Origin of the sequence: Acaryochloris sp. CCMEE 5410, from assembly GCF_000238775.2 — a bacterium.
Lineage (GTDB): Bacteria > Cyanobacteriota > Cyanobacteriia > Thermosynechococcales > Thermosynechococcaceae > Acaryochloris.
The window spans coordinates 3,864,241-3,891,038 of the sequence record NZ_AFEJ02000001.1 but is presented as its reverse complement, the minus strand read 5'-3'; the positions used below and the strand labels follow the sequence as shown (position 1 = coordinate 3,891,038).

The window sequence follows — 26,798 nt, the reverse complement described above, 5'->3', positions numbered from 1 at the left end:
CGGATAATTGCTGTTTTTGATGTCTAATGGATACGAAAACCCCAGCTTATGGAAAGGGATCACAATGGGGATCATTTCCGCATTCAGCATTTTTTTGCTGGGCGATTGTTGAGAAACACAGCAATTCATCAGGGAAAGGGTGGTTGTAGGCTATGCTTTGTATAAATATTTGTTGATTTATTTTGCAAATTTTGGAAGTATTCTTGCTAAGTGTTACTTAGTTCTGCGCAGGGTCATGAGTCCATTTAGTCCAATCTCACCCCATGGACCGCCAACCAAAGTTGCACTGATTTCTGTACATGGTGATCCTGCAGTTGAGATCGGTGCAGAAGAAGCAGGTGGACAAAATGTCTATGTCCGCCAAGTAGGTGAAGCGCTAGCTCATCTCGGCTGGCAGGTAGATATGTTTACCCGAAAGGCTCACCCTCAACAAGCTGAGCAGGTCCAACATTGCTCTGGTTGTCGCACCATTCGCCTAACTGCTGGCCCCACTGAATTTGTGAGTCGGGACGAAATTTTTGAGTATCTACCACAATTCGTCAGAGAACTTCTAGGGTTTCAACAGCAAGAAGGCTGTCAATATCCTTTGGTGCACACGAATTATTGGCTGTCCAGCTGGGTCGGCATGGAACTAAAACAGCACCAACCTCTGGTTCAAATGCATACATACCACTCCCTAGGGGCGATCAAGTATGCCAATGTTCCCAATATTCCTACCATTGCGAAGACTCGGCTCGCGATCGAAAAGCAATGCTTAGAAGCTGCGGACTGTATTGTGGCCACGAGTCCTCAGGAAGAAGCTCATATGCGATCGCATCTTTCATCCCGTGGCAATATTCAAGTCATTCCCTGTGGCACCGACATTGGTCGCTATGGAGCGATGACCCGAGCCGAGGCCCGCCAAAAGTTGGACATTCCCCTAGACGCTAAAGTCGTCTTCTATATTGGTCGCTTTGACCCTCGCAAAGGCATTGAAACCCTCGTCCGGGCCATGGCTCAGTCTAAATTTAGGACAGATGACTCCTTACGCTTGATTATTGGGGGGGGTAGTCGTCCGGGGGAAAAAGACGGTTGGGAACGCGATCGCATTGAAGGTATCGTTCAAGATCTCGATCTAGCCGACCATACACAATTTCCGGGGCGAATTAGCAATGACGCCTTGCCCTACTACTATGCAGCAGCTGATGTCAGCGTCGTTCCGAGTCACTATGAACCCTTTGGCCTAGTCGCCATAGAATCAATGGCTAGCCGAACACCCGTGATTGCCAGCGATGTAGGGGGGCTACAGTTCACCGTTCTACCCCATGAAACGGGCTTACTCATCCCGGCCAAAGATATTCCTGGATTTTCCCGAGCCATTGATCAAATTTTGGCAGATCCTGCTCTCAGAGAACAATGGGGACTCGCCGCCCGCAAACGAGTAGAAACAACCTTTAGCTGGCAAGGTGTAGCCCAGCAGTTGAGTCAACTCTATCAACAGCATATTTTGCAAATGACCGCCTAAAACGGTAGCTCTTCAAGCGATCTACACCCAGGGTTGTTTTACGTTCCTCCTAGAAAAAATAGGATGGTTCTACTGACCAACAGTAGAGAGACCGATGAGCCATCTAATCGATACTTTGAAGCAAGTCCCGGATTTCCGCAGTGCCCATGGCCGTATTCATCCGTTATGGCTGCTGTTGCTATTGATGGTGATGGGCATGCTTGCTGGATATCAAGGGTACCGTCCGTTAGAAACCTTTGTGAGCGATTATCGCCAGCCTTTAAGTGAGCTATTGGGGCTTGAGAGCCTCGAAGTTCCGTCTCACTGTACCTTTCGTCGAGTGATGAAGGGTCTTGACTTCCAAGCGTTGAGCCACCAATTTGAAGCATGGATGCTCTCGAAAGCCCAGACTCACTCTCCCGATAATTATGCAGCCTCCATTGATGGCAAACGGATTCGTCAGGGGCTGACAGATGCCAAGGGGAAGCAGCGTTTTGTAGGGTTGGTGAGTTTATTTGCGGTGGAAGCAGGCACCACCCTCAAGCTCGAAGCCCTCACTCAGGAGGATAATAGCGAAATCAAAGTCGTCCAGGCTTTGTTGGAAACCCTTCAACTCGATGGCTTGCTGATTACCATGGATGCCTTACACGCCCAAAAAAACACTTGAGAAGATTGTGGCCTCGGGTAACGACTATCTTGTGGCGGTCAAATCCAATCAGGGAAGACTTTACGACCACCTCCAGACTTACTTTGAGTGTCTTAAACCCATGGCTGAGCACATCCACTCCGCCCAAAGTAGAGGACGAGATGAACATCGGTGTATACAGGTTTATGAGCCTGTCGGCATAGCCTTACAGGAATGGGAGGCAATTCGCTCTGTGCTTTGTGTCCAACGATGGGGCACAAAGCAAAGGAAAGGAGTATCACAACACGGCCTATTACATCAGTTCAGCTGCCACCTCACCCCATCATTGGCAATCTCTGGTCCGAGAACATTGGGGCATTGAAAATCGGTTGCATTGGCCGAAGGATGTTGTTTTTGGCGAAGATGATTATCGACTCGAAGATGAACAAGCACTGCTCAATTGGTCAGTGCTTAGAACTATTGGGATTAATATCCTGCGGCTAAACGACTATCAATCCCTCAAAACCGCGATGACTAAGCTTGCTAATCGGGTCGATATTATTTTTTCGCTGCTAACTTAAAACAGCCCTGGATCTACACCTGCTTTTTGCCATTCCAGAAATTGTTATACAAAACTTATACCTATTTTTATTTGGCAAAAACATGTTTGCATACATGGGACTGCCATAGTAGATGAGTTGGCCTACATAGTAAGTATATTACTGAGAGCCAAATTCGACTCATTGGAACGATAAACCATGTCTTACGCCACATTACTAAAAGAACATGTTTCCGCTTCTTTAAAAACTAGTTCTATTACCCACAAAAGCTATCAGACTTGTATATTAGTCATGCCTAAATATGTGACACAAAGCAATCAAGAATACACAGAAAAACTATTCCAAACAATCTGTGAAGCTATCACTTCAAATAAATATATTGTATTAGATTTTCAGAATACTCGCTTAATCGATAGTTATGGTGCAAAAGTTATTGCTGAACTTTTTCAAACAGCTTACAATTTCACAGTTGGCCTAGGTTACATCCATTTATCGACTCAACTAGAGTGCTGTCATTCTATCACTGGATATTCGCCATTTGATTCATTCTAAATCATAGATTGAAGCCATATTCAATTCATAAATTAAAGCTAAGAAGCACACAATTTAATATTTTGTTTATGAGTTGCATAAAACTTATGCAACTCACTTTTGCGAAAAATTATAGGAAATACTAATCAAATAATCTATTGACATTACAGCTAAATAGAAAATTTAGAATCGACTTACACAACACAAAAATGTCTTCCAAGGCACAAAGGATACACACAAAAAGGATTGATCAATGAGAACTATAAAATCATTTTTTTTAAGTGATGGAGATGATATTTGGGGTGGCTGGGAAGATCTAGTCGACTACATCGTTTACGGCAGAAAAGGTAACGATAAACTCTACGGTTATAACGGCAACGATACCCTCTTTGGCGAAGAAGGAAATGATGAGATTTACGGCAGCTTAGGGGATGATTCCCTAGATGGCGGCGATGGTGATGACACCCTAAATGGCGGTGCTGGAAACGATACGATTAGTGGCCAGGGTGGCAATGACTTGATCTTTGGAGACGTCAGTGACGATTTCCTCTACGGCAACGATGGTGATGACCTTATCTTCGGATTTGATGGCGTCGATTTCTTAGACGGTGGCGCAGGTCAAGACTCCCTTTATGGAGAAAATGATAACGATACGCTCTATGGCAGAGGTGGAGCTGACCTCCTGGATGGGGGAGCCGGAGATGATGTCCTCTATGGAAATGGCGGCACAGACGTCTTGTATGGCTATACTGGCCAAGATAGCCTAGAAGGGGGCAACGGCCATGACACCCTCGACGGTGGTACAGGTAATGACCAACTCTGGGGCGGCAAAGGCAACGACTCCCTCAATGGTGGTGCTCAAGATGATGTCCTAGATGGCGTAAGAGCCTCCAACAACAGCCACAGTGGCGTTAATACCATCGATACCTTGCTCGGCGGCGAAGGAGCCGATGCCTTCATCCTAGGAGATTCCATCTCTGCCTATTACGATGATGGCAATGCCACTACCCAGGGCGACAACGATTATGCGGTTATTCAAGACCTCAATCGCCTCCAAGACAGCATTCAACTGCATGGCAGTGCCAATGACTATGTGGTCTCTGATATTCCCACCAGCCTCCAATCTCAATTCTCTGGTGAAAATGCTGGTATCTATCTGGATACCAATAACAACGGTACTTGGGATAGCACTGACGAATTGGTCGCAGTGGTTGAAAACTTAAAAGCTGACAGTGTCGTTCTTTCAGCCAATTACTTTGACTATACCGATAACCCCAATGCCACTGACTGGCATCCAGCGAATGATTCCAATTGGGAACTCGTCTTTCAGGATGAATTTGACGGCACGTCTTTAGATGAGTCTTTCTGGAATACTCGCTATACCCACCACAATCACTACAACGGTCGCACCAACCTCTGGAATAACGAAGCTCAATATTACGTGGGTGACAACGAGGTCATTGATGGCGTCACCTATGACGGCATGGACATTGAGAACGGGACGCTTAAACTGCTGGGCCAAAAACTCGACCAGGGTATTACGGCTAACATCATCGACCCCCTTGCAGGTTATGCCGATACCCAGACCTTTGACTACACCTCCGGGATGATCTCCAGCCACAACAAGCAAGCCTTTACCCATGGCTATATGGAGATTCGGGCTCAAGTTCCCAGTGGTGAAGCCCTATGGCCAGCCTTTTGGATGCTGCCCACCGATGGTGGCTGGCCCCCAGAAATTGATGTGATGGAAGTACTCGGTGACCAAACGGATCGGATCTTCACCTCCTTACACTATGTCGATGGCCAATCCAACATTGCCTCAGAAAGTGGAGAGCAGGTGTTCAGCAATATTGACTTCAGCGCTGACTTTCACACCTTTGGTGCCCAGTGGGATGCCGATAAGATTACCTGGTTCGTGGATGGTCAAGCCCTGTATGAAATCACCCATGATATTCCTGATGTCCCCATGTACCTGATCTCCAATCTAGCGATTGGAGGCGGTTGGCCCGGGCAGCCCACTGCCAATACTCCCGACCAAAGTTCTCTCAATATTGACTATGTGCGAGTCTACCAAGATGCTTCTGGCATTCTCCATGGTGGCTTAGCCGATGATGTCTTAAGTAAGGATTTAGGAGACCTTGCGGGTGAAGCAGGTAACGACACCTTGACGGGTGGTACTGGCGACAATCACCTGGATGGTGGTGCTGGAGACGATGTGCTCTGGGGTAGTGAAGGGCTCGACACCATGATGGGCGGTCTGGGTCTGGATCAGTTCATCTTGGGAGATGCCAGCGGTCTGTTCTATGACGATGGCGATGTCAACACTAGTGGGGCGAACGATTATGCCAATATCCTGGATTTTACTCTCAGTGATGATGTGATTCAACTCCAAGGGAGTGCCGCAGACTATGTCTTGGGACTGGCTCAAGATGGCGTCTCCACAGAAATCTGGCATGAGCAAGCCACCAATGAGTTGATTGGCGTGGTTTCCCAAGTCACTCTCAATGACTTTAGCCAAGGATTTGCCTTTGTCTAATCACAAACCCTTCCCTGGGTAGGTAGATGTAAGAAAAGCCCCCAGCAGTGCTGGGGGCTTAAAGCGCGAACTATTCTACTCAAAACTATGCGGTTTAGTCAGCAGCTTCAGACTAGAAGCTCAGTAAAGCTGCAATTTGACCTACAATCCCTTGTCCAGTTAGAACTTCAGTGATCACGGCCAGCGAAAAACCAACCATTGCAAGGCGACCACCTAGGGTCTCTGCAAAGCTAGTGAATCCGAAAGTTTGATTTTGTGTGCTCATGACATGTGACTCCGTAATTGCTAGGCGTTTAGCCCGATGGATACGATTGTAACGAGAATCATAAGAAATAACAATGTTTATTTGACAATGTTGATCATTTATATTCTCTATGTATCGATGGCTACGGAACCAGGCAAAAGTAGGCTCAAATCCTTTCTCTACAAAAAGTATAAGTTTCAATCTGCACTCTCAAATCTTGGCCCATATCCTACTCATCAGAGATTTACACTTCTGTTATCCATCCCTAGTCAGCTCTATCTTGAGATGTTTGTAACATTATCTGTAAAGTTATTTATACACAGCTCCCCTCTCCCATTAGATCCAATCTTGGGAGCAATACTTCCGATGCATTGCATGTCCTCGTCCAGAGTCTAAGATTCAATCAGCCGTCAAGATCCTTCTTCAACAGGATGGGTACCGACATCACTTGACTTAGCCAAATAGACACCTAATAGAACCACAAAAAAAGCTGTCCACTTCAATAGGGTCAAGCTCTCGGCAAACAACACCCAAGCAGTCAGGGCTGCTAACACTGGATCTAGGAGTAGCAAAATACCCACTAGTCCTGACGACAGCCGCTTCAAACTAAAGGCTTGTAGTCCCTGGCCTAACACTTGGCAAACAATGGCTAGACAAATCACTGATAGCCAACCCGAGGCTGAGATCGGAAATAGGCGGTCTTCGGTCAGTAACACGACAGGTAAGGTCCAGATTGCCCCCCAAAAGCAGCACCATTGGAGAATGGTATTGACAGAGAATTTAGCCCTCAGTCGCTCAATAATCATCAAATTGGCTGCAGAAAAGACGGCTGATAAGAGGGAGGCCAGATCGCCTGTTAAATGAGAGGTTGATACTTGGAAATCTCCAACGCTTAAAGCCACTGCCCCGATGATTGCTACCACCAGCCCCACAACAAAGCGACGATCAAAGCGCTGCTGTAGCAGTAACCATCCTCCCAGGGTGGTGAATAAAGGGGTGAGATTATGCAGTAGCGTTGAGTTTGCCACTTCTGTGCGCGTCAGAGACCAAGCCCATAAGGCAATACACCCCCAAAACATCAGGGCTGCTGCAACCAGTAATCCTTGATCCCGTCGAGTATATTCAATTTCTTTGACTGCTTCTGTCGACCCTCGAAGACTCTCCCACTCATGCCACACCCATAGGACAATATAGGCCACCCAAAAGCGATTAAAGATGGTCGCAAAGGGTCCCAACTCACGTTCGCTTAACTTGATAAAAATAGCAGCTAAGGATAAAGCCACAATCGCCGCTAACATGGCTAAAAATGGGAGTAGTTCCGCCGAAAGTCTCCAAGGATGTTTAGCCTGCGATAGTTTGAATGTCATAAGGTGAACCTTTGCTTCCACACACACTGGTGCTTCCTAAACCGATTTAGGAAGAGTTTTGATGAGAAGTGAGCTAAAACGTTAACGAATCTAAAAAATACTTTGGCTAGAGCATTTATCACTCTATTTGCTTACAATTGTCTCACCCTCTTGGAGTCTTAAAACCTCTGATTTGAGCATTCAGGTTAAGATGCTGCCAGAATAGGGAGAGATTAAGCCAAGCTATTGAACAGCGAGGTAGAGATAAAGCTTACCCATCAGGGGTTTAAGGGTTTTCAACGCCCTACACTAACATGATGTGAACCTATAAAAAAACTGTTCAACAAACACTTTAATTTCATTGATTTTTACTACATCTAAACGCAGAAGCCATATAAATGCGATATCTACATAGAAGCTTGTAAATCCATCATCCATTGACTCCCATTCGGTTGCTTATATGTGTTTGTTATCGGTCAGCTCAATATGAACATCTCTGTAGATGCCCACATCCCATTTCCTAGATCCCTTGTATTTGCAACTTACCGGGATAAATTACAAGAACTCTTACCCTATATGGACAATGTGCATCATATTGAGCCCAAGACTTACCAGCGAGAAGATCAGCGAGTGATTTGTACCAATGAATGGCATGGGGGTGGTGATATTCCGACTATTGCCAAGGCCTTTATTGACGAGCAAATGCTGTCTTGGACTGAACATAATATTTGGAATGAAGCCGATTTTTCATTGGAGTGGCGGATTACAACCCATGCGTTCACAGAAGCCGTGTCTTGTTCTGGCAAAAATCTCTTTCGCGAGCAGGGGGACACCACGATTGTCGAGAATCGGGGAGAGTTGATTATCTATCCTCGCAAAATTGACGGCATTCCCGACTTTTTAAGGAGTCAAGTGGCAGGGTTTGTAGAAGAGTTACTGAGTCAAAAGATCGGCCCTAACCTCACCCAAATGGGGGTAGGGGTTCGCCGATATTTAGAGAAAACGACGGCTTAGCTGGATTGGATCACGCGATCGCTACACAGGTTCAGCAAAATTTGACAATCGGTGCCCCCAAAGCTAGAACATTGCTTGCGCGCTTCTTGCTCTGCTTCCTGAATAGTTTCACTCCACGCCCAGCCATAGGCTCCCGATGTGGCCCGGACTAAACTCCCACAGGCATTTTTAAACCAAAACAAGGCTTGACAATCTTGAGCAGGGACACGCTGATTACATTCTTGAAGAGCCCGTTGTTCGGCAGCCACCTGAGACGGATACCGCAACCCATACCCATAAGTACCTGTGGGGATGGAGTAGGCAATCGCAGCAAATTGGGTCGGCGGCGGCGAAACCTCTGGCGTCACACTGGGCGAAACCTCTGGCGTCACACTAGGCGATATCTCTGGAGTCGGGCTGGATGATGCCTCAGGTGTATCAGTGGGCGATACGCCAGGGCTAATTTCCGTGGGGCTAGGATCATCGGTACGGCCCGCTAAAAGTCCTGCCATCACTGGCCATAGCTGTTGGACGGCCACAAAGCTAACCACCGCAGACGCGAGTGCGATCGCACTCAGTATCCCGACTTTCTTAGGAGTAAAGCTAGGCTCTGGCTCTGGCACAGACGTATGTGCAGCGGTATTCGTGGGCAACTTCTCTGGCGAAACCACCGGGATCGGCTCAGCATAGGCGGGGGTAGGGGCAGGCGGTGGCACCGCCGCCTTGGCTTCGGGGGCATTGGCTACAGACGCACTGGCGTCAGGTTTGATCGTGCTATCGCGGAGCGCTTGCAAAAAGTCAGGGGCTGATGCATAGCGATCACGGGCTGCCAGGTTAATGGATCGATCGAGAACCGTCGCGAACCCAGGAGATACATTCAGTACCGATTGATGCCAGCGTAATTGGCTAGTTTGGGGATCGATATTCAGCTCATGGGGAAACTTACCCGTGAGCAAATAAATGGCCGTCAGCCCCAAACTATACAAATCACTGGCATAAGTAGGAAAGCCTCGGGATTGCTCAGTCGCCATAAATCCAGGAGTGCCAATCACCACAGAGCTAGTGGGTTGGCCCTGGGGATTCATCACCGTCCCTAGGGTCTCTTTCACCGCCCCAAAGTCAATTAAGACCGGTTTGCCATCCTGGTTGCGCAAGATAATATTTTCTGGCTTAATATCGCGATGAATAATGCCTCGTTGATGAATCAGATCGATAATTGGCAGCAATCTCATCAAAATATCGAGGACCGTCGCTTCACTGAGCGCGCCTTGCGTCTGGATCACTTCTGCTAGGGTTCGTCCTTCGATCAGCTCTTGGACTAGATAATATTGATGGGCTTCCGTAAAGTAGGCATACAGTCGGGGAATCTGATCCGAGACTTCCCCTAAGGTTTCTAAAATGGCCGCTTCCCGCTGAAACCGCTCTTGCACCAGGGTTTGAATCGAGGGGTCAACGCTCACGGGCTTGAGCTGTTTTAAGACACAGCGACGCCGAGAGGGCATATGGGTGTCTTCGACCAAAAACGTGGTGCTAAAGCCACCGCCCCCTAACACATCCAGAACTTGATAACGGTTATTTAAGAGTTTGGTCATAACAGCTCAGTCTCAACCTGTCTCTCAGTCATAACTTGAGTCCGACCTCAAGCGCCATCTGTATATGTGTCAGTCTGCCCCCATCGCCGCCAAAACTTGCGAGTCCCCGACTGACTCAGAACATCAGTCGTTGCCAAAACGGTAACCTCCCTTTTATTGTGATTGAGCTTCCTTATTGTGTAAATCAATCAGGCAACATCTGGAACCAAAGCCAACCTAAAACTCACCCAATTATTGGGAGTTCTTGAATTTAGACATTAATATAGTGTTTAACTTCCCCTGATTTAGCGATTGGTAACCTTTAAACTATCTCTAAAGTTGTGATCAAGACGCGTTATCCACGACAGGAGTGCATGTGCCGTACTTAGTGGCTCCCCCCAATGCACCAAATCCCAAATCCTACACCTTGGTTACAGGATCCAATTCGATTGGCCGGGGGTTAGACAATCATATTGTGCTGATGCACCCGAGCTTATCGCGTCATCATGCGGAGCTAATGGTCCAAGAAAATGGTCAGGCTGTTCTCAAGGATCTAGATAGCCTCAACCATACCTATGTGAATGATCAGCCGATTCAGCAATGCCATCTCAAAGATGGTGATCGGGTCCGGTTCGGGACCATAGATATGCAAATCACCTGGAACTTGACGGCCACCATTCCCGATCTGAGTCCCCCCAGTCCACCCCCGGATCAATCCCTTTCCATCATTAGTCGTTTTGCTCCAGAAAATACTCGGATTGAGCTGCAAGATTTACTGGAGCCGGATGCCCCTGGCCAATCAGGCGTCGGCTTAAAGTTAAAACAGCAGGACGATCAAACCCGCTCTGTTGATAAGCTCAAAATTTTGCTCGAAGTCAGTCAGCAGCTGTCTTCTCCTAAAGAGTTAGAAGAACTGCTCGATAAAATTCTCGATTTGCTGTTCGAGATTATGACCGTTGACCGGGGTTTAATTCTCCTGGTCAATCCTCAAACCCAGGAGCTAGAACAAAAAGCGATCAAATTCCGGAGTGGTATTCCCACGGGACTTCGCTTTTACAGCACCACCATCACCAATTTTGTCTATGAATCAGGCGAAGGCATCCTCACGGATGATGCCGCCCGCGATCGCAGATTTCACGAATCCCGCTCCATCGTCCAGCAGGCCATCCATGCCGCCATGTGCGTCCCCCTCAAGCCCAGGGATGAAGTGATTGGGGTGTTGTATACGGATAACCTGTCGGTCCGCGCCCTCTACTCGGAAGAAGATTTGGAATTTTTAGGTGGATTAGCGAATCAGGCTGCGATCGCAATCGACAATGCCCATCTCTACAAAAAGATTCAAACTGAAGCCGTTCTGCGCACCAAATTAGAACGCTTTTTCCCGCAAAACGTCTGGCGAAAGTTGAGTGAGGAAAGTCGATTAGAGATCATTGATACCAAGGTCACTGTCGTCTTTGCCGATATCAGCCGTTTTACCGAGCTCTCCTCGCGCCTCGAACCTCGGCAGGTGATTGCCATGCTCAACGAATACTTTAGCGTCATGGTTGAGGGCATCGTCTTTCGATACGAAGGCACCTTAGAGCAATATATTGGGGATGCCCTTTTGGCCGTCTGGGGAGCCCCCTATCAACATCCCAACGATGCAGAGCGGGCAGTGAAAGCCGCCATCGCCATGCAAAAAGCCGTCTCCAAACTGAATCAACGCTGGGCCAAGCGGTGGAACTTTAACATTCAGATTCATATTGGGGTGAACACCGGCGTCGTTGCCGCTGGCAATATTGGGTCTGAACAACTGTTTCAATACGGCACCATTGGCAATACCACTAACGTCAGTAGTCGTATTTGTGACGTGGCCCGTGCTGGAGAAATCTTGATCTCCCAAAGCACCTTAAATGAACTGCATCAGTGTGACGTACCGCTCCAGCAGCTGACACCTGTGCAAGTCAAAGGCATTCAAGCCCCTATTCAGCTATATCGGCTACTCTGGGACCAAAAGAACCCGCCTGCCCAAGGGCAAGCTGTGATGGCTAGCGAACCGTAAACTTGCTAGTACAGGTCTAGAGCAGCCTAAAGACGGACCTCCAGTACAACTCTGCCCCATCTGTTAAGCATTCAAAAATACCGTTTAGGATGTATATCTTTCTGTCTATTTTGTATACACAAAAAATAAGTTGTTTGAGTCTTCATATATCTCCGACAAAAATTAAATACAGTCTAAATTTTTTACTTGAACGCCACAACATTATCAAGTTAGATAGAACTACTTTTTGGGCAATATTGAAATATCCAATCTGACTAAAGAGTCATTCTTTTTCTGCTTTCGTACTCACGACAAATAGAAAACTTACTCTTTTTTAGCAAAAATATTCTATAAAAGAATACTCCGCAAACACCAGATTGAGCACATTAAATTGACCCATGTCTAGGAGTCTGTCATGAGAATGGAATTCAAAGGTTTTCATCCCAAAGATGCAAACAGCGATGTCATTATTACCCTTACAGAAAGCGGGATTGAGTACTCTAACCCCAGCACTCGGGCTTTCCAATTTATCGCCTATACACAGGTCGCTGGCTTCTCAGGCTGGTTACCCACCTATGGCTCATTACACATCTATAGCAGCAATCCTAATCTCACCATTCACCTCAATTTTCCTCAAGAAGTTGCCGAAGATTATTTACGCCAAATTCAAGATGTTCTCAAAGAAAAAGTTGGACCAAAAACTACAAATCATTTAGTGGCTGCCGTGGCTTAACTAACAGTCAAATCCAAACTATTTCTCTTAAACCTTATATCAGTCAAAGGCAATTTTTGCTGGAGTTTGTCGTCTTTACTCCGCTAAATTGCCTTTTTATTTGGGCATCCTAAGAATAACCGATAAAAAACTTGGATTTCTAATCCCTGATAATGAAATGACGACTGGACTGCTCATTGGCCAACTCGCCAGTAAATTTGGTGTCTCTCCCCAAGCCATTCGCTATTATGAGCAACTTGGACTCCTGAAACAACCCGAACGGAATCGATCCGGCTATCGTCTCTACACCACAGCCGCTCAAAACCGATTACAAATCATTCGCAGTGCCCAAAATTTTGGCCTCTCCCTACACGAAATTAAAGAACTGTTAGACCTTGGTGAACATTCCAAAGATGCACAACAGCGCATGCAGCAAATGGTGGCCCACCATGTCGAAGAAATAGACCAACAGCTCGCAGAACTCAACCATTCTCGACAACAACTAGGACGTCGTTTTGAACAATTACAACAGCTGAGTACGGTCGGCCCCCAATCTCAATCTCTTCTCAAATTGCTACAAACAATTGAAGAGCATAGTCATGCAGATCTGGAAGGAGATGAAGATATTAGCCGAAGCATATTGGCAAAATATGCAGCAGGTGAACGCCATTTCGCAGGTATGAAGCTGATTGGAGCTAAATTGAGCGGCACGCTCCTCAGCCATAGCAATTTCAATCGGGCTGAACTGATGTTGGCGAGTTTAAACGAAACTGCCCTAGAACAATGCACGTTTCGCGAAGCCTATCTGAGTGGAGCCGATATGATTGGTGCTTACCTCAAACAGGCCGATTTATCCCATGCGGTCCTGATTGGTACAGATTTAAGTGAAGCCACCTTAACAGACGCCAGTTTAATTGGCAGCAATTTGGGTGGCGCTTGCTTATGTGAGGCAGACCTGCGAGGGGCCAACCTCAGCGAAGCTATCCTTATGGGAGCCAATTTACAGGGAGCAGATTTACGAGGGGTCAACTTATTTGGCAGCAATTTAATTGATGCCAATCTTGACGATGTGATTGTGGATGAACCCATCGTTGTAGATACCTCAACCGTCAGCTATCCACAACCCGTTCCTTAACCGTTTCTAAACCATCGTTTCTGATCCACCGGACTTCACCGAATGATGAAGTCCACAAACCGTCCTGCCTATCCATGTCAATACATAAGTTTTTTTTATATCTTCACCTATTGACACTCTAGTGAACTTGAACAATTAGCGTTAAAAAGAATTACAAACCAGGGGGAAACCATGCAAGTATTTGGTACTGACAGCAGCGAAGCTCTATTCGGCTCCGAGGCAGATGATGTCGTTGTCGGCAAGGAAGGCGACGATACCATTATCGGCGGCGAAGGCGATGATGTTTGGCTATCGGGTAATGAAGGCGATGATGTCGTCAAAGGTGGCACAGGCAACGATACGCTCTCTGGCGGCCAAGGCAATGACTGGATGCATGGTGATGAAGGAAGTACCGAAAACTGGCAACAAGATGCAAGTGGCAATTACACCTATACCGGTCCCATCGATGAAAGCGGTGCAGGTTTCGCCGATCCCAACGCCATTAGTAGTGGTACCCAAAATGATGACCTCCTCTTAGGTGGCATTGGCAATGATGTCCTCATTGGTGGCTTAGGTAAAGACGCCATCATGGGTGACCAAGGCGCAGATATGATTATTGGCGGCCAAGGTGATGATTACTGGCTAGCCGGTGAAGCAGGTGACGACACCCTACATGGGGACGCTGGGGACGATATTCTCAGCGGCGGCGAGGGCAATGACTTTGTCACCGGCGGTGTTGGTAACGACAACCTGCTTGGTAACGAAGGCCAGGATAGCCTATTAGCTGGCTCTGGTGCAGATTATGTGGATGGCGGTACTGGGGATGACCTAGTGGATGGGGGTGAAGGTGCTGACACCCTTAAAGGCGGTCTAGGGGATGACAAAATCCTGGGCCAGTCTGGCAATGACATTCTCATGGGAGAAGCTGGTAACGATGAGCTAATCGGGGGTACTGGTGACGACTATTGGATGTCTGGCGGCGAAGGCAGCGATACCCTCTACGGTGAGCAAGGCCACGACATCATGGATGGTGGCGAAGGCAACGATATCCTCTACGGCGGCACAGATGATGACACCATGATGGGGGGAGCGGGCGACGATGCTCTCTTTGGTGGTGAACATATCGACCATATGGATGGGGGCACCGGTGCAGATACCCTATCTGGGGGGCACGGAGATGACAATATCCATGGTGGCGAAGGCAATGACCTCATTTCCGGCGAAGGCGACCAGGACGTTCTCTACGGCGATGCTGGGCAAGACACCATCAGCGGTGGTGCGGGTCATGACTTTATCGATGGTGGACTCGGCGATGACCTCCTCTCCGGCGACGAAGGCATGGATGCCATTGAAGGTGGTCAGGGTAATGACACCATTGACGGGGGCGCTGGCAACGACGGCTGGCTCTCGGGTGGTGAAGGCGCTGATTTAATCGATGGCGGCGCTGGAGAAGATGTGCTGTCTGGCGGTACAGGGGCAGACACCCTGCTGGGTAACACCGGTAACGATGTCATGATGGGCGACGCGGGCAATGATGTCCTGGATGGAGGTGAAGGCGACGACTACTGGGTCGACGGTGGCGATGGTAATGACCTCGTAGAAGGCGGCCTCGGCAATGATGTGGTTGCTGGCGGTGCTGGTGAAGATACCGTTAGCGGTGGTGAAGGCCAAGACATCGTTCTGGGTGACTCCGGCAACGACTTAATGTCAGGCAATGCTGGCAACGACATTATGGATGGGGGTTCCGGAGACGACACCATCTACGGGGGAACTGGGAACGACTTTATCGATGGCGGTCAAGAAGATAGCCTGGGTCAAATCAATCTCGTCGTCAATGGCAGTTTCGAAGACAATCCTCTGGGCAATAAGAGTTGGGATGTTTTCCAATCCATAGCTGGTTGGACAAGTACCCAAGGGTCCGGCATCGAAGTTCAGCAGATAGGGGTCGCTGATGACGGCCAAGCCCGAGTAGAACTCGATAGCCACAATAACAGTGGCATGATGCAGCAATTAGACACGGTAGCAGGACAAACCTACGAGCTGTCTTTTGCTTACACTCCTAGACCCGGTGTAGATCTCAACAGTACACCAATTGAAGTTTACTGGGATGGCGAACTCATCGATACTATCCATGGTGAAAGCCAAATCGAACAATGGCAGACCTATACCTATAAGCTCCAAGGTGGCAATGGTGATACGACTGCCCTTGAGTTTAGAGCCGTGGGTACCGACGATAGCTTGGGTGGATATCTAGATAGCGTCTCGGTGTACGCGAGCACGGCTTCATCTGTGAATGATGTCCTCATAGGGGGTGAAGGCAACGACACCATCTTGGGGAACAGCGGTAATGACTATCTCTCTGGCGACCAAGGCGACGACATCTTAGAAGGAGGTCTAGGCGACGACACGCTCTTCGGCGGCGCAGGCAAGGACACCCTAGACGGCGGCACAGGCCATGATGAGCTGAGCGGTGGCTTAGAAAGTGACATCATCAGCGGTGGTACAGGTAACGACACCTTGGCAGGGGATGAAGGCAACGACGTTCTAACTGGCGGGGCTGGCAACGACATTCTCAACGCCGGAACAGGCGATGACTACTGGGTCGACGGTGGTACAGGCAACGACATCGTTTCTGGTGGTACAGGCAACGACATCGTTTCTGGTGGCCGGGGAAACGACATTGTTTCCGGTGGTGAAGACGATGATACCGTTCTGGGCGGCGCTGACCAAGATTTACTGACCGGTGATGCAGGAAATGATGTTCTCCAAGGCGATGCTGGACTAGACACCCTATACGGTGGAGCTGGTAACGACACCTTAGGCGGCGGCGATGATGCTGACTTACTGAAGGGTGAAGCTGGCTCAGATATTTTAGACGGCGGCGCTGGCAATGACACCCTCTTTGGCGGTGATGAGAAAGACGTTCTCATGGGGGATGCTGGCGATGATGTCCTCTCTGGGGATGCTGGAAACGACTACTTGAGCGGTGGTGAAGGCGCTGATACGCTGAGCGGTGGCGAAGGCCAAGATGTGATTGAAGGGGGTGCAGGAGATGATGTTATTGCAGGAAATACCGGCAATGACGAATGGCTCTCAGGAAACGCCGGGGATGATGTCGTTGATGGGGGTACAGGCAATGACTTTATTAGCGGTGGTGAAGGCGCTGATACGCTCCTAGGTGGAGAGGGAAATGACGTCGTCTTTATGGATGCTGCCGATACCCAAATCCTGGGTGGTGAAGGCTATGACGTTGCCATTGTTGAGTCTGCAGAGGGCGTTATCTTTGATGCAGGAGCCAACAGCTTTAATGAAGCCCACGGTAACAGTGGTGATGATGTTTTCACGAATACGAATGGTGCTGGAGCCCCCGCTTCTACGACAGTGGCCTTGTTTGGTAACGGCGGTAATGACCAGTTATCTGGTGGCTCAGCCAATGACTATCTTGAAGGCGGCACTGGCGACGATACGTTAGTAGGTGGAGCAGGTGAAGATGCTGCGATCGCAGGTGAAGGCAACGACCTGATTTCAGGGGAAGCGGGTCATGATTACATGGATGGGGGTGCTGGGGATGACACCCTCGAAGGCGGTACCGAGAACGACATGTTGGTCGGTGGCGATGGTGCAGACGCACTGTATGGAGGCGAAGGCTCTGACACATTGCTGTTCGACGCGGACGATACCGTAGTCGATGGCGGCGACGGTTATGACATCGCTCGCGCCCAAGGCAACCAGCCAGTCACTCTAGACCTGGGCGCCAGCCAAATTGAGCTAGCCTACGGTTCTGGCGGTGATGATGTCTTTACCAATTCCGGCACCGAGAATGTCGAAATTCACGGAGAAGCGGGTGATGACAGTATCACCGGCGGCACGGGCCATGAGAACCTCGATGGCGGTGCTGGAAATGACACCATTCTCGCAGGGGCGGGCAATGACATCCTCTCCGGCGGCACGGGTAATGATCGATTGGAAGGCCAAGAAGGCAATGATGTGCTCTCGGGCAATGCCGGGGCCGATACCCTCATGGGCGGTGCAGGTAACGACACCCTGAACTTCGATGGGGACGACACCTTCGATGGTGGCGACGGTACAGACGTTGCCAAACTCCAAAGTAGCGACGGTCTAACCCTCAATATTGATGATGTCAGCATCGAAGAAATTCACGGTAACGCTGGGAAAGACCAGTTCACCTCCAGCAATGGCACCAGCATTAAGATGTATGGCCTAGCTGGCGATGACACCCTTACCAGTGGCAGCGGCAGCGATCGCTTAGATGGTGGCAGCGGCAACGATGTCTTATCCTCTAGCGGGGGCAACAATGCTCTATTCGGTGGCGACGGTAACGATAGCCTAACGACTGCCGGAGGCCAAGACACCTTAGATGGTGGGTCTGGCAACGATACTCTAAGCTCCGGTAACGGCAACGATAGTCTGCTTGGCGGTAGTGGCGATGACCTCTTAGATGCGGGGTCTGGCAACGACACCCTGAAAGGGGATGCCGGTGCAGACCAATTAATCGGGGGCGCTGGTAACGATAAACTCTACTTCGACGCTAACGATACGGTGGTTGAAGGCGGCACTGGTTCAGATACGGCTTACTATCAAAGCACCTCTGACCTCAATATGGATATCGATACAGCCGGCATTGAAACGCTCTATGCCAATAGCGGCAATGACGAAATTACGTCCACCAACGGGGCAAAAGTGAAGCTCTACGGCCAGGGAGGCAACGACACCCTTTCTAGTGGCAGCGGCAGCGACCGCTTAAATGGCGGTGCCGGGGATGACGTTTTGACCACTACGGGTGGCAATAACACCCTCGAGGGTGGATCAGGAAACGATACCCTCTCCAGTGGCGATGGTAAAGACACCCTGGACGGCGGCAGCAATGACGATATCCTCAATGCTGGTGCAGGAACAGATATCCTCAAAGGCGGTAGCGGCAATGACTTCCTCGAAGGAGGCAGTGGCAATGACCAGCTCTACGGTGGGTCTGGTGTTGACACTCTCTTAGGGGGAGAAGGAGACGATTCCCTGTATGCCGATAGCGATAATGATCTATTAGATGGTGGCGCTGGCAACGACGAGCTGTTTGGCAGCACTGGGAATAACCAACTGCTGGGTGGAGACGGTAATGATGCTCTCTATGGAGTCAACGGATCTAATAATCTACAGGGTGGTGCAGGTCTAGATTCCTTATATGGAGGCAGTGGTGCTGATCAGCTCTTTGGCGATGCCGGAAATGACGGCCTCTATGCTGGCGCAGGTAATGATGTCCTTGACGGGGGCGCTAACAACGACACCCTAATCGGTCAAGAAGGCAATGACACTCTACTAGGCGGTAGTGGTGACGATGTATTAGTCGGTGCCAACAGCGACACTCTTAAAGGCAGTGGCTCTATCGACTATATGACTGGGGGTGAAGGGGCAGATTATTTTGTCCTTGGCGGTGACGTTGCCTACTACAACGACGGCGATGAAACATCAGCAGGTCTCACTGACTTTGCCGTCATTACCGACTTCAATGGCAGCGAGGATATGATTCAACTCAGTGGTTCCGCATCTGATTACGTCTTAGGAGTTTCAGCACCTGGCATGAGCGGAACTGGAATCTATCTAGATTCTAATGGTGATGGCAGTGCTGGCGGCGCTGATGAGTTAATTGCCAATGTTATGGGTGACTCTGGATTTAGCCTGACAGATAGTTCTTTCAGCTATATCTAGCATTCAATCTGCATCATTTAACCCATAAGGCTTAAAACGAAAACTGCTCTGGTTATGCCAGAGCAGTTTTTTATTTATACGATGTATATCTTCAAAATAGACATGACACATACATAAAAGCTTTGTATATCAATAGTTTTAGCGATCAGTATAGGGTTGAGCCTTGAAGTATAACTTATTCTTATACCAATTTAGCTTGACTCTCAAGCTTACTGTAATGGTTAGTCTATATCTATAAGCAACCAATCCACACTCCCCCAATAACAATGACTTCTCAGATGGCACTTCTCCAAAATATTCAGACCATAACTCTTCTCAATACGTTAAACACCACTGTTTCCCATTCTGAACAGTCTCTCTTTTTATCTGATGCAGAAATCAACAGTTTTATGCTGCTCGATCTAGATGTAGATAGCATGAACGAGTCTTTAGAGTTCGAAACCTTAGAAGAGTTATCCAGCAAAAAATTGGCGAAGAAAGCAGCTTAAGCTCCGCCATAACGCTTGAACCATTCTGAATCCAATATCGATCCCTTGGCCCTAGCGAAATACCGTTAGGGTTTTTATTTGACTCACTGATCTCATCAGGGCTGTTTTAAGTTAGCAGCGAAAAAATAATATCGACCCGATTAGCAAGCTTAGTCATCGCGGTTTTGAGGGATTGATAGTCGTTTAGCCGCAGGATATTAATCCCAATAGTTCTAAGCACTGACCAATTGAGCAGTGCTTGTTCATCTTCGAGTCGATAATCATCTTCGCCAAAAACAACATCCTTCGGCCAATGCAACCGATTTTCAATGCCCCAATGTTCTCGGACCAGAGATTGCCAATGATGGGGTGAGGTGGCAGCTGAACTGATGTAATAGGCGGTATTGTGATACTCCTTTCCTTTGCGAGTACCCCATCGTTGGACACAAAGTACAGAGCGAATTGCTGTCCATTCTTGTAGGGCTATGCCGACAGGCTCATAAACCTGTATACACCGATGTTCATCTCGTCCTCTACTTTGGGCGGAGTGGATGTGCTCAGCCATGGGTTTAAGACACTCAAAGTAAGTCTGGAGGTGGTCGTAAAGTCTTCCCTGATTGGATTTGACCGCCACAAGATAGTCGTTACCCGAGGCCACAATCTTCTCAAGTGTTTTTTGGGCGTGTAAGGCATCCATGGTAATCAGCAAGCCATCGAGTTGAAGGGTTTCCAACAGTGCCTGCACGACTTTGATTTCGCTATTATCCTCCTGAGTGAGGGCTTCGAGCTTGAGGGTGATGCCTGCTTCCACCGCAAATAAACTCACCAAGCCCACAAAACGCTGCTTCCCCTTGGCATCTGTCAGCCCCTGACGAATCCGTTTGCCATCAATGGAGGCTGCATAATTATCGGGAGAGTGAGTCTGGGCTTTCGAGAGCATCCATGCTTCAAATTGGTGGCTCAACGCTTGGAAGTCAAGCCCCTTCATCACTCGACGAAAGGTACAGTGAGACGGAACTTCGAGGCTCTCAAGCCCCAATAGCTCACTTAAAGGCTGGCGATAATCGCTCACAAAGGTTTCTAACGGACGGTACCCTTGATATCCAGCAAGCATGCCCATCACCATCAATAGCAACAGCAGCCATAACGGATGAATACGGCCATGGGCACTGCGGAAATCCGGGACTTGCTTCAAAGTATCGATTAGATGGCTCATCGGTCTCTCTACTGTTGGTCAGTAGAACCATCCTATTTTTTCTAGGAGTAACGTAAAACAACCCTGCTGATCTCATTACAAGGGGCTGCTCAGCCGAGACTTTTATAACTTAGCGCAAATGCTTAATGCCATCCTCTTCTCTGGAAAAGCGATCAGTAATCAAGCTAATAATCGGTCGATCGCGGACTTTGATATTGACACTGACCGACATCCCAGATTGCAAGTCTAAGTCACGGCTGCCCCTGGTCTTCAAAGTTTGCGCATCTAATTTAACAACAGCGGGAAAACTATAAAACTGTCGCACTTCTGTAGGAGGCAAGGCATCTGATCCAACGGACTCAATGGTGCCTTTAATGTCACCAAATTCACTAAAGTTATAGGAATCTACTCTGACATCTACAGGCATACCAGTCTGGATAAAGCCAATATCTTTATTGGTAATGTAAACTTTGGCTTTCAAATTATCCTCAGGGACAATTTTTAAAATGGGTTCACTCGCATTTGCCACAAAGCCCGGTGAACTGGGCTGCAAGTCAAACACAACCCCATCGACTGGTGCTTTCAGCTCTTGGTAATCTAGGGTTAATTCTGCTTGCTGTAGCCGATTTTCAAGATCAGCGATGGTTCTCTGATTATCGACTATGGCCTTGGTCAGCTGACTGTCAATTTCAGTAATACGCTGTTGATTAGCGGCGATTCGATCTAGTAAATCACGCTGATTCGTCGCTACCGTATTAAGCGCTTGGGCTTGAGACTGTAGTTTTTCTTGTCCAATCTGCTCCATTTGCCGCAAGAGGCGAATCTGTTCTTGTTGTAAGCGAGAGACCTCGGCTTCACCAGACTGCACTTCATCCTCTTGGCGCTTGAATTGAACCCGAGCAATGGCCCCTTTCTTATGGGCATCTTCAATATCTGCGACAATTTCTTTGTTGAGGGCTAAAGTCTGTTGGGCACTCGCCAGCTGAATTTTGGTCTGTTCTAGCTGGACCTCAATTTGGCGAAGCTGTTTATCCCCTTGCATGACTCGGGCTTGGGCAGCCGCCACGCTCGTTTTTCCTTGCAACAGACCCGACTTTAAACGCTGCCGCTCTTCTGCGGAAAAGGCTTGAGCATTATTAGCACCATTCAGCTGAGCTCTAAATAATTTATTTTCCGCCACTAAAGATTGGCGATCGCGGGTGGAATTAATCAACTCAGGATCAATTAAATCCGGCAAGGGGGTATCGGTTTGTCCTTTCAGCTGTTGGCGATAATACTCGTTGACTTGAACCAGGTTACTACGCTGGCGTTTCAGGGAGTTAATCTCCGATCGCGTTGCTTTACGATTGAGAACAATCAACACATCTCCTTTCTTGACGAGGTCTCCTTCCTCGACCTTAATCTCTTTAACGACTCCCGTCACTGGGGACTGCACCGATTTAACCGCTCCTTTCGGCTCGAGCTGTCCCGTAGCAGGAATGGCTTCTTCAATTTGAAATAGGCAGGCCCATGCCAAGGCCGCAGACGCAGCACCGACAATCCCCCAAATAATCGCTCTAGACCAGACGGGGGATTGCTGTAAAATGACCGGACGATCAAACGGTTTTTCTTTTTTGGGCTCTGATTTAGTCAGGGACAGAACCGTTGGCTCCGATCCATTGCCGTTACTGCCATTCGTTCCATTCAGTTGTGTGGGGTCGCCAGCGAAATCTTGAGTACTGGTCATGATTGAATCTCCTGTTGCTGGTATAGCCAGTAATATCGACCTTTTTGCTGCATCAATTCAGCGTGGGTACCTTGTTCTACTAGATTGCCCTGATCCATCATCAGAATCATATCCGCCGATTCCAACGTTTTGAGGCGGTGGGTGACGAAGAAAACAGTGCGATCGCCAAAGGCTTCTGCTAAGTTAAGGCAAACTTGGCGCTCAGCGTTGTAATCTAGTGCACTCGTGGCTTCATCCAGAATAATGAGCTGGGGATTTTGCAATACCATACGTGCGATCGCAATCCGTTGCCGTTGGCCGCCAGACAAAGATGACCCCCGCTCACCAACTCGGGAATTGTAGCCTTGGGGCAGCTCCATAATGAAATCATGGGCATAGGCCACTTTGGCTGCTTCCACAATTTCTTCCGCCGTTGCATCGGGAGAGGACAAAGCAATATTCTCTTGTACCGTGCCATCAAACAGCAAACTGTCTTGTAGCACCATGCCAATTTGACGCCGGAGAGAATATAACTCGACCTTACTAATGTCATACTGGTCGACTAAAATCCGTCCTCCATTGGCGTTATAAAGCCGCATCAAGAGCTTCATTAAGGTACTCTTACCTGAACCACTCTGACCGACAATACCTACAAAGGTCTTAGCAGGAACTTCCAAAGACACCTGCTGCAGCTGCATCGGTCCATGGTCCTTAAATCGGAAAGATAACTCATCAAATTTGACCGCCCCTTCCATCAGGGGCATGGGAATTAAATCTCGGTCCGCTTCAGTCACCTCTTGGGGATAATCGAGAATGTCACTCAAGCGCTCTAGAGACAGAGCCGTTTCTTGGAAGTTCTGCCATAGCTGCACCAAGCGGAGCAAAGGACCAGTGGTGTAACCCGCAATGATACGAAAAGCAATCAATTCGCCCACAGTCAGTTGCCCTTGAATAAATAGATAGGCTCCAACCCACAGCAAGAGCAAGCTGGATAATTTATTCAAAAAGCCGCTCATGGAACCCGCCGTGGTAGACGCCACCACCGCCTTAAATCCAGAGCTGACATAGCGAGCATAGCGATCTTGCCACTGCCAGCGAGATTTCAGCTCAATATTCTGGGCCTTGACCGTTTGAATACCCGAAACAACTTCCACCAGGTAAGACTGAGTTTTGGCATTTTCTTCAGCCTTAGTCCGAGCCAAACGGCGAATAATCGGCGCAAAGATAAACGTTAGCAAGGCAAACAGCGGCACTGTGCCTAGGGCAATAATCGTCAGCAGCCAGCTGTAAAACACCATGACAACGATGTACACCACAGAGAACACCGCATCCAATACCACCGTCAAGGCAGTCCCCGTCAAGAATTTACGGATATTCTCCAATTCATTGACTCGGGTGGCTAGCTCTCCCACAGGCCGCTTATCAAAATAGCGTAGGGGTAAACGCACCAAGTGATCGATCACCTCAGCCCCCAAAGACATATCAATCCGATTGGTGGTATCTACAAACAGATAGGTTCGAAAACTCGTCAGCAAGGCTTCAAAAATAGCCACGCCCACCAGTAACAAACCCAGCACGTTCAGGGTTCCCAGAGCCCCTTGGGATAAGACTTTATCGATAATGACTTGCGTAATCAGCGGATTCGCTAAGCCAAACAATTGCACAAAGAACGAGGCAATCAACACCTCAATCAAAACCTTACGGTGCTTCTTAATCGACGGCCAAAACCAGCTCAGATTAAAACGACTTTGAGGCGTATCATGGGTGCGCTCTAACAGCAGCACCTGCACCTTGTCATCAAAAGCTTCTAGAAAATCATCTGGATGCTTGCGGAGCATGGTTTGCTCTGGCACCGCAAACACAATTTCTTTTGAGCCGGTTTCATACACCAGGGCAATGCGATCCTGCCAGTTGATCAAAGCAGGAACGGGAAGGCGAGGAAAAGCTGAGGCAGGAGTTTCCACGAGTTGAGCACGCAAGCCCATCGACTCTGCGATCGCACCATAGACCGGTAGGGAAATTCCCGGACCATTTCGCTCCGTTTGGTTTTTGAGAATTCGCCGAATCACATCTTTGCGAAATGGCAGATTGAGATGCAGCGCCAGCATTTGAAAACAGGCCAGCGGGGCATCAACAGGACCCCGACCTGATTTAAAGGGATATTTGCCATGCTTGACCGGGGCTTCATCCACCGTAGGTAGTAGAGTCGGTGCTTCTGGAATCTCCTCCCATGCATCGGTTTGCGGAGCAGATGCCACTGGCTCAATCTTTGGCTGCTGGGCCTTGATGGGCGATAAGCCGATCAACCGGAGCGTTTCTGAACGTGAGACCGTGCCATTGAGCTGCTCTAGACAAGTTTCCAAGGGTTGCCCAACTTCTAAATCAGGAATAGACCCGCCACTCACAAACCATTCCAAATTCGGTTGTAATTGGGCAATGGAGATATCTCGTATGGGGCGGTTTTGAATCAAACTGTCGGGTAACGCTCGTTCTGCCAATCGTTTGAGGTCCGTCGAACCATCCGCCCGTATCAATAACTGTTGGCCCAAGACATCAAACGCTTCTAAGACACTGGGCTGCTGCTCATAGACTTGGGCAATGCTCGGTTCATGGTCTAGCAGCTCTAAAAAGGTCGCAGCGGGCAACTTCAAGCCCACTGTTTCTACCGAAGCAATGGCTGTCTCACAAGGAATTTGGCGTACGAGACTAATCCATCCCACTGCAGCACCTGGTCCCAATAGACTGAGGGTCACTGGAGCATCGGTTCGGGGATCATAGCCTAATAGCCGCACCTGCCCTTGATAGATGAGGGTAAAGTCTTGAGGCATAGCCCGGTTAGAGACCAGCGGACGGCCCATGGGATAGCGCAACGGTTGAAACTCTTTCGCCACCGAAGATAAAACCGCTTCTGACAGCTGGTCAAAACCGGGCAGATCTTTGAGAAAAGACTCTAGGGCAAGGATAGCTGAAGTCATGGTGTTTGCGCAGAAACAGCAATAGAATCATCAGATACAACAACAGATTGCAGTTGCAATTGCAGCCACTCATTAAAGCGCTGCTCTAGCAATTGTTGTCGAAGTGGGGCATCTAGTTGAGCCGAGATCAATTTTTGCAAGCTGACAATCACAAACCATTCACCTAAACGAATGGGTGGGCGTACTTGCCCCGGTTGAGCGCTGGTCAGAATTTGCACTAATGTGGGGTGCAGATTCGCAGCCGTGACAGGACCAATCAAACCACCTGTTTGTGCTTCAGGCCCTTGAGAATATTTGGTCGCCAAATCTGCAAATGCTTGTTCACCCGCTTGTAGCCGAAAGTACAACTCTTGAGCCACTTCAGCACTTGCGACTCGGATCAAGGAATAAACATATTGATCGAACTGCCCTTTCTGTTGCAGAAAATCAGACTCTACCTGGTTATTCCAAGTCTGGAGTTTGAATTTATACAACTTCATCTGCCGTTGAGCTTGGGCCGCCAGCTGCTGAGGCGTCATCCGGTAATGCGTTAGCCAGACCTCACGCCTAGCTTCCTCACCGATTTGATGCTGGCGATAGAACTGCTCTACGGCCTGAACAACTTCTTCTGGGCTTAATTGCACATCCTGAATAGCTTGGTCAATAATCAGTTCTTTCAGCAACTGAGGCAGAAGCTGATACTGTCCAAGTAAAGGAATTAAATCAGAGGGTTGAACAGTTTTATCCACAATCGGTAGAGCAGAGATCATATCAAAAATACTCTTAATAGAGAGAGTTATTCAAGTCTAAAGATCAATCTAGAGACTATAGAAATAAAACAGGTGAAAGGATAAACGAAGGAAGAGTATAGTTACCATACCCTTCTTTCTGAGAAGATGTAACTTTCACAAGGCAGTTCCAAGCATTACCAAGAGATTCATTTCGACACTGCTAACCCTATTCATTAATCTATTTAGAAATTTAGAATTAGGTCTTAGCCAGGACATTAACATCTAGTAAA

At 48.4% G+C, this 26,798-nt stretch carries 16 protein-coding genes and 1 pseudogene; 10 read left to right on the top strand and 7 right to left on the bottom strand.

Annotated elements, in window-relative coordinates:
• Positions 1-235 precede the first annotated feature (235 nt).
• The 4 genes and pseudogenes from ON05_RS17930 (at position 236) to ON05_RS17915 (ending at position 5,735) form a co-directional block, all read left to right on the top strand.
• Positions 236-1,504 carry a glycosyltransferase gene (locus ON05_RS17930; RefSeq protein ID WP_050857441.1) on the top strand — a complete coding sequence of 423 codons (1,269 nt, stop codon included), beginning with the start codon at positions 236-238 and terminating at the stop codon, positions 1,502-1,504.
• A 94-nt stretch (positions 1,505-1,598) separates the two neighbouring features.
• A pseudogene (locus tag ON05_RS17925) lies at positions 1,599-2,689 on the top strand (ISAs1 family transposase).
• Positions 2,690-2,866: 177 nt separating this feature from the next.
• On the top strand, positions 2,867-3,220 hold the full coding sequence (locus ON05_RS17920) for a hypothetical protein (RefSeq protein ID WP_139026170.1): 354 nt from the start codon (positions 2,867-2,869) through the stop codon (positions 3,218-3,220).
• A 232-nt stretch (positions 3,221-3,452) separates the two neighbouring features.
• Positions 3,453-5,735 (top strand): family 16 glycosylhydrolase, encoded by a 2,283-nt coding sequence (locus ON05_RS17915; RefSeq protein ID WP_010480526.1) that lies wholly within the window; start codon positions 3,453-3,455, stop codon positions 5,733-5,735.
• Between the two features lie 112 nt (positions 5,736-5,847).
• On the opposite strand, the gene ON05_RS17910 is transcribed toward ON05_RS17915, so the two are convergent.
• The gene (locus tag ON05_RS17910; RefSeq protein WP_010480524.1) at positions 5,848-6,000 is read right to left on the bottom strand and encodes a high light inducible protein; all 153 of its coding nucleotides are present in this window, start codon (positions 5,998-6,000) and stop codon (positions 5,848-5,850) included.
• A 389-nt stretch (positions 6,001-6,389) separates the two neighbouring features.
• The gene (locus ON05_RS17905; protein WP_010480522.1) at positions 6,390-7,346 is read right to left on the bottom strand and encodes a DMT family transporter; all 957 of its coding nucleotides are present in this window, start codon (positions 7,344-7,346) and stop codon (positions 6,390-6,392) included.
• 465 nt (positions 7,347-7,811) lie between these two features.
• On the opposite strand from ON05_RS17905, the gene ON05_RS17900 reads away from it, so the two are divergent.
• On the top strand, positions 7,812-8,339 hold the full coding sequence (locus ON05_RS17900; protein WP_010480520.1) for a hypothetical protein: 528 nt from the start codon (positions 7,812-7,814) through the stop codon (positions 8,337-8,339).
• Here the strand turns inward: ON05_RS17900 and ON05_RS17895 are convergent.
• The gene (locus ON05_RS17895) at positions 8,336-9,910 is read right to left on the bottom strand and encodes a protein kinase domain-containing protein (RefSeq protein WP_010480518.1); all 1,575 of its coding nucleotides are present in this window, start codon (positions 9,908-9,910) and stop codon (positions 8,336-8,338) included. The two genes, ON05_RS17900 and ON05_RS17895, sit on opposite strands and share 4 nt — an antisense overlap.
• Before the next feature lie 355 nt (positions 9,911-10,265).
• Here ON05_RS17895 and ON05_RS17890 point away from each other — a divergent pair, with 355 nt between their 5' ends.
• From ON05_RS17890 to ON05_RS17870, 5 genes are all read left to right on the top strand, one after another.
• Entirely contained in the window at positions 10,266-11,930 is a 1,665-nt protein-coding gene (locus ON05_RS17890; RefSeq protein WP_029315734.1) for an adenylate/guanylate cyclase domain-containing protein, read from the top strand.
• Between the two features lie 400 nt (positions 11,931-12,330).
• A complete protein-coding gene (locus ON05_RS17885; RefSeq protein WP_010480514.1) occupies positions 12,331-12,642 on the top strand; it encodes a hypothetical protein in 312 nt (103 codons plus the stop codon).
• Positions 12,643-12,799: 157 nt separating this feature from the next.
• The gene (locus ON05_RS17880; protein WP_010480513.1) at positions 12,800-13,756 is read left to right on the top strand and encodes a pentapeptide repeat-containing protein; all 957 of its coding nucleotides are present in this window, start codon (positions 12,800-12,802) and stop codon (positions 13,754-13,756) included.
• Between the two features lie 171 nt (positions 13,757-13,927).
• Positions 13,928-19,456, top strand: coding sequence for a calcium-binding protein (locus ON05_RS17875; protein ID WP_010480511.1), 5,529 nt, complete (start codon positions 13,928-13,930; stop codon positions 19,454-19,456).
• A gap of 278 nt (positions 19,457-19,734) precedes the next feature.
• Positions 19,735-19,944: a hypothetical protein gene (locus ON05_RS17870; protein WP_010480509.1), complete on the top strand. Its 210-nt coding sequence runs from the start codon at positions 19,735-19,737 to the stop codon at positions 19,942-19,944.
• Between the two features lie 106 nt (positions 19,945-20,050).
• Here ON05_RS17870 and ON05_RS17865 read toward each other — a convergent pair whose 3' ends face one another.
• The 4 genes from ON05_RS17865 to ON05_RS17850 all read right to left on the bottom strand — a co-directional run bounded on the left by ON05_RS17865 (position 20,051) and on the right by ON05_RS17850 (position 26,547).
• Entirely contained in the window at positions 20,051-21,139 is a 1,089-nt protein-coding gene (locus ON05_RS17865; protein ID WP_262561924.1) for an ISAs1 family transposase, read from the bottom strand.
• A gap of 109 nt (positions 21,140-21,248) precedes the next feature.
• The gene (locus ON05_RS17860) at positions 21,249-22,844 is read right to left on the bottom strand and encodes an HlyD family efflux transporter periplasmic adaptor subunit (protein WP_010468680.1); all 1,596 of its coding nucleotides are present in this window, start codon (positions 22,842-22,844) and stop codon (positions 21,249-21,251) included.
• Positions 22,841-25,798: a peptidase domain-containing ABC transporter gene (locus tag ON05_RS17855; protein ID WP_010468682.1), complete on the bottom strand. Its 2,958-nt coding sequence runs from the start codon at positions 25,796-25,798 to the stop codon at positions 22,841-22,843. The genes ON05_RS17860 and ON05_RS17855 overlap by 4 nt, the downstream gene beginning before the upstream one ends.
• A complete protein-coding gene (locus ON05_RS17850) occupies positions 25,795-26,547 on the bottom strand; it encodes a peptidylprolyl isomerase (RefSeq protein WP_010468684.1) in 753 nt (250 codons plus the stop codon). Before ON05_RS17850 ends, ON05_RS17855 begins: the two co-directional genes overlap by 4 nt.
• Positions 26,548-26,798 lie beyond the last annotated feature (251 nt).

Excerpts from the sequence above, each read along its gene's own strand:
- ON05_RS17900 (WP_010480520.1), top strand. The coding sequence starts at position 7,812 with ATGAACATCTCTGTAGATGCCCACATCCCATTTCCTAGATCCCTTGTA.
- ON05_RS17920 (WP_139026170.1), top strand. The coding sequence starts at position 2,867 with ATGTCTTACGCCACATTACTAAAAGAACATGTTTCCGCTTCTTTAAAA.
- ON05_RS17915 (WP_010480526.1), top strand. The coding sequence starts at position 3,453 with ATGAGAACTATAAAATCATTTTTTTTAAGTGATGGAGATGATATTTGG.
- ON05_RS17870 (WP_010480509.1), top strand. The coding sequence starts at position 19,735 with ATGGCACTTCTCCAAAATATTCAGACCATAACTCTTCTCAATACGTTA.
- ON05_RS17850 (WP_010468684.1), bottom strand. The coding sequence starts at position 26,547 with ATGATCTCTGCTCTACCGATTGTGGATAAAACTGTTCAACCCTCTGAT.
- ON05_RS17865 (WP_262561924.1), bottom strand. The coding sequence starts at position 21,139 with ATGAGCCATCTAATCGATACTTTGAAGCAAGTCCCGGATTTCCGCAGT.
- ON05_RS17855 (WP_010468682.1), bottom strand. The coding sequence starts at position 25,798 with ATGACTTCAGCTATCCTTGCCCTAGAGTCTTTTCTCAAAGATCTGCCC.
- ON05_RS17910 (WP_010480524.1), bottom strand. The coding sequence starts at position 6,000 with ATGAGCACACAAAATCAAACTTTCGGATTCACTAGCTTTGCAGAGACC.
- ON05_RS17930 (WP_050857441.1), top strand. The coding sequence starts at position 236 with ATGAGTCCATTTAGTCCAATCTCACCCCATGGACCGCCAACCAAAGTT.
- ON05_RS17885 (WP_010480514.1), top strand. The coding sequence starts at position 12,331 with ATGGAATTCAAAGGTTTTCATCCCAAAGATGCAAACAGCGATGTCATT.
- ON05_RS17905 (WP_010480522.1), bottom strand. The coding sequence starts at position 7,346 with ATGACATTCAAACTATCGCAGGCTAAACATCCTTGGAGACTTTCGGCG.
- ON05_RS17895 (WP_010480518.1), bottom strand. The coding sequence starts at position 9,910 with ATGACCAAACTCTTAAATAACCGTTATCAAGTTCTGGATGTGTTAGGG.
- ON05_RS17875 (WP_010480511.1), top strand. The coding sequence starts at position 13,928 with ATGCAAGTATTTGGTACTGACAGCAGCGAAGCTCTATTCGGCTCCGAG.
- ON05_RS17880 (WP_010480513.1), top strand. The coding sequence starts at position 12,800 with ATGACGACTGGACTGCTCATTGGCCAACTCGCCAGTAAATTTGGTGTC.
- ON05_RS17860 (WP_010468680.1), bottom strand. The coding sequence starts at position 22,844 with ATGACCAGTACTCAAGATTTCGCTGGCGACCCCACACAACTGAATGGA.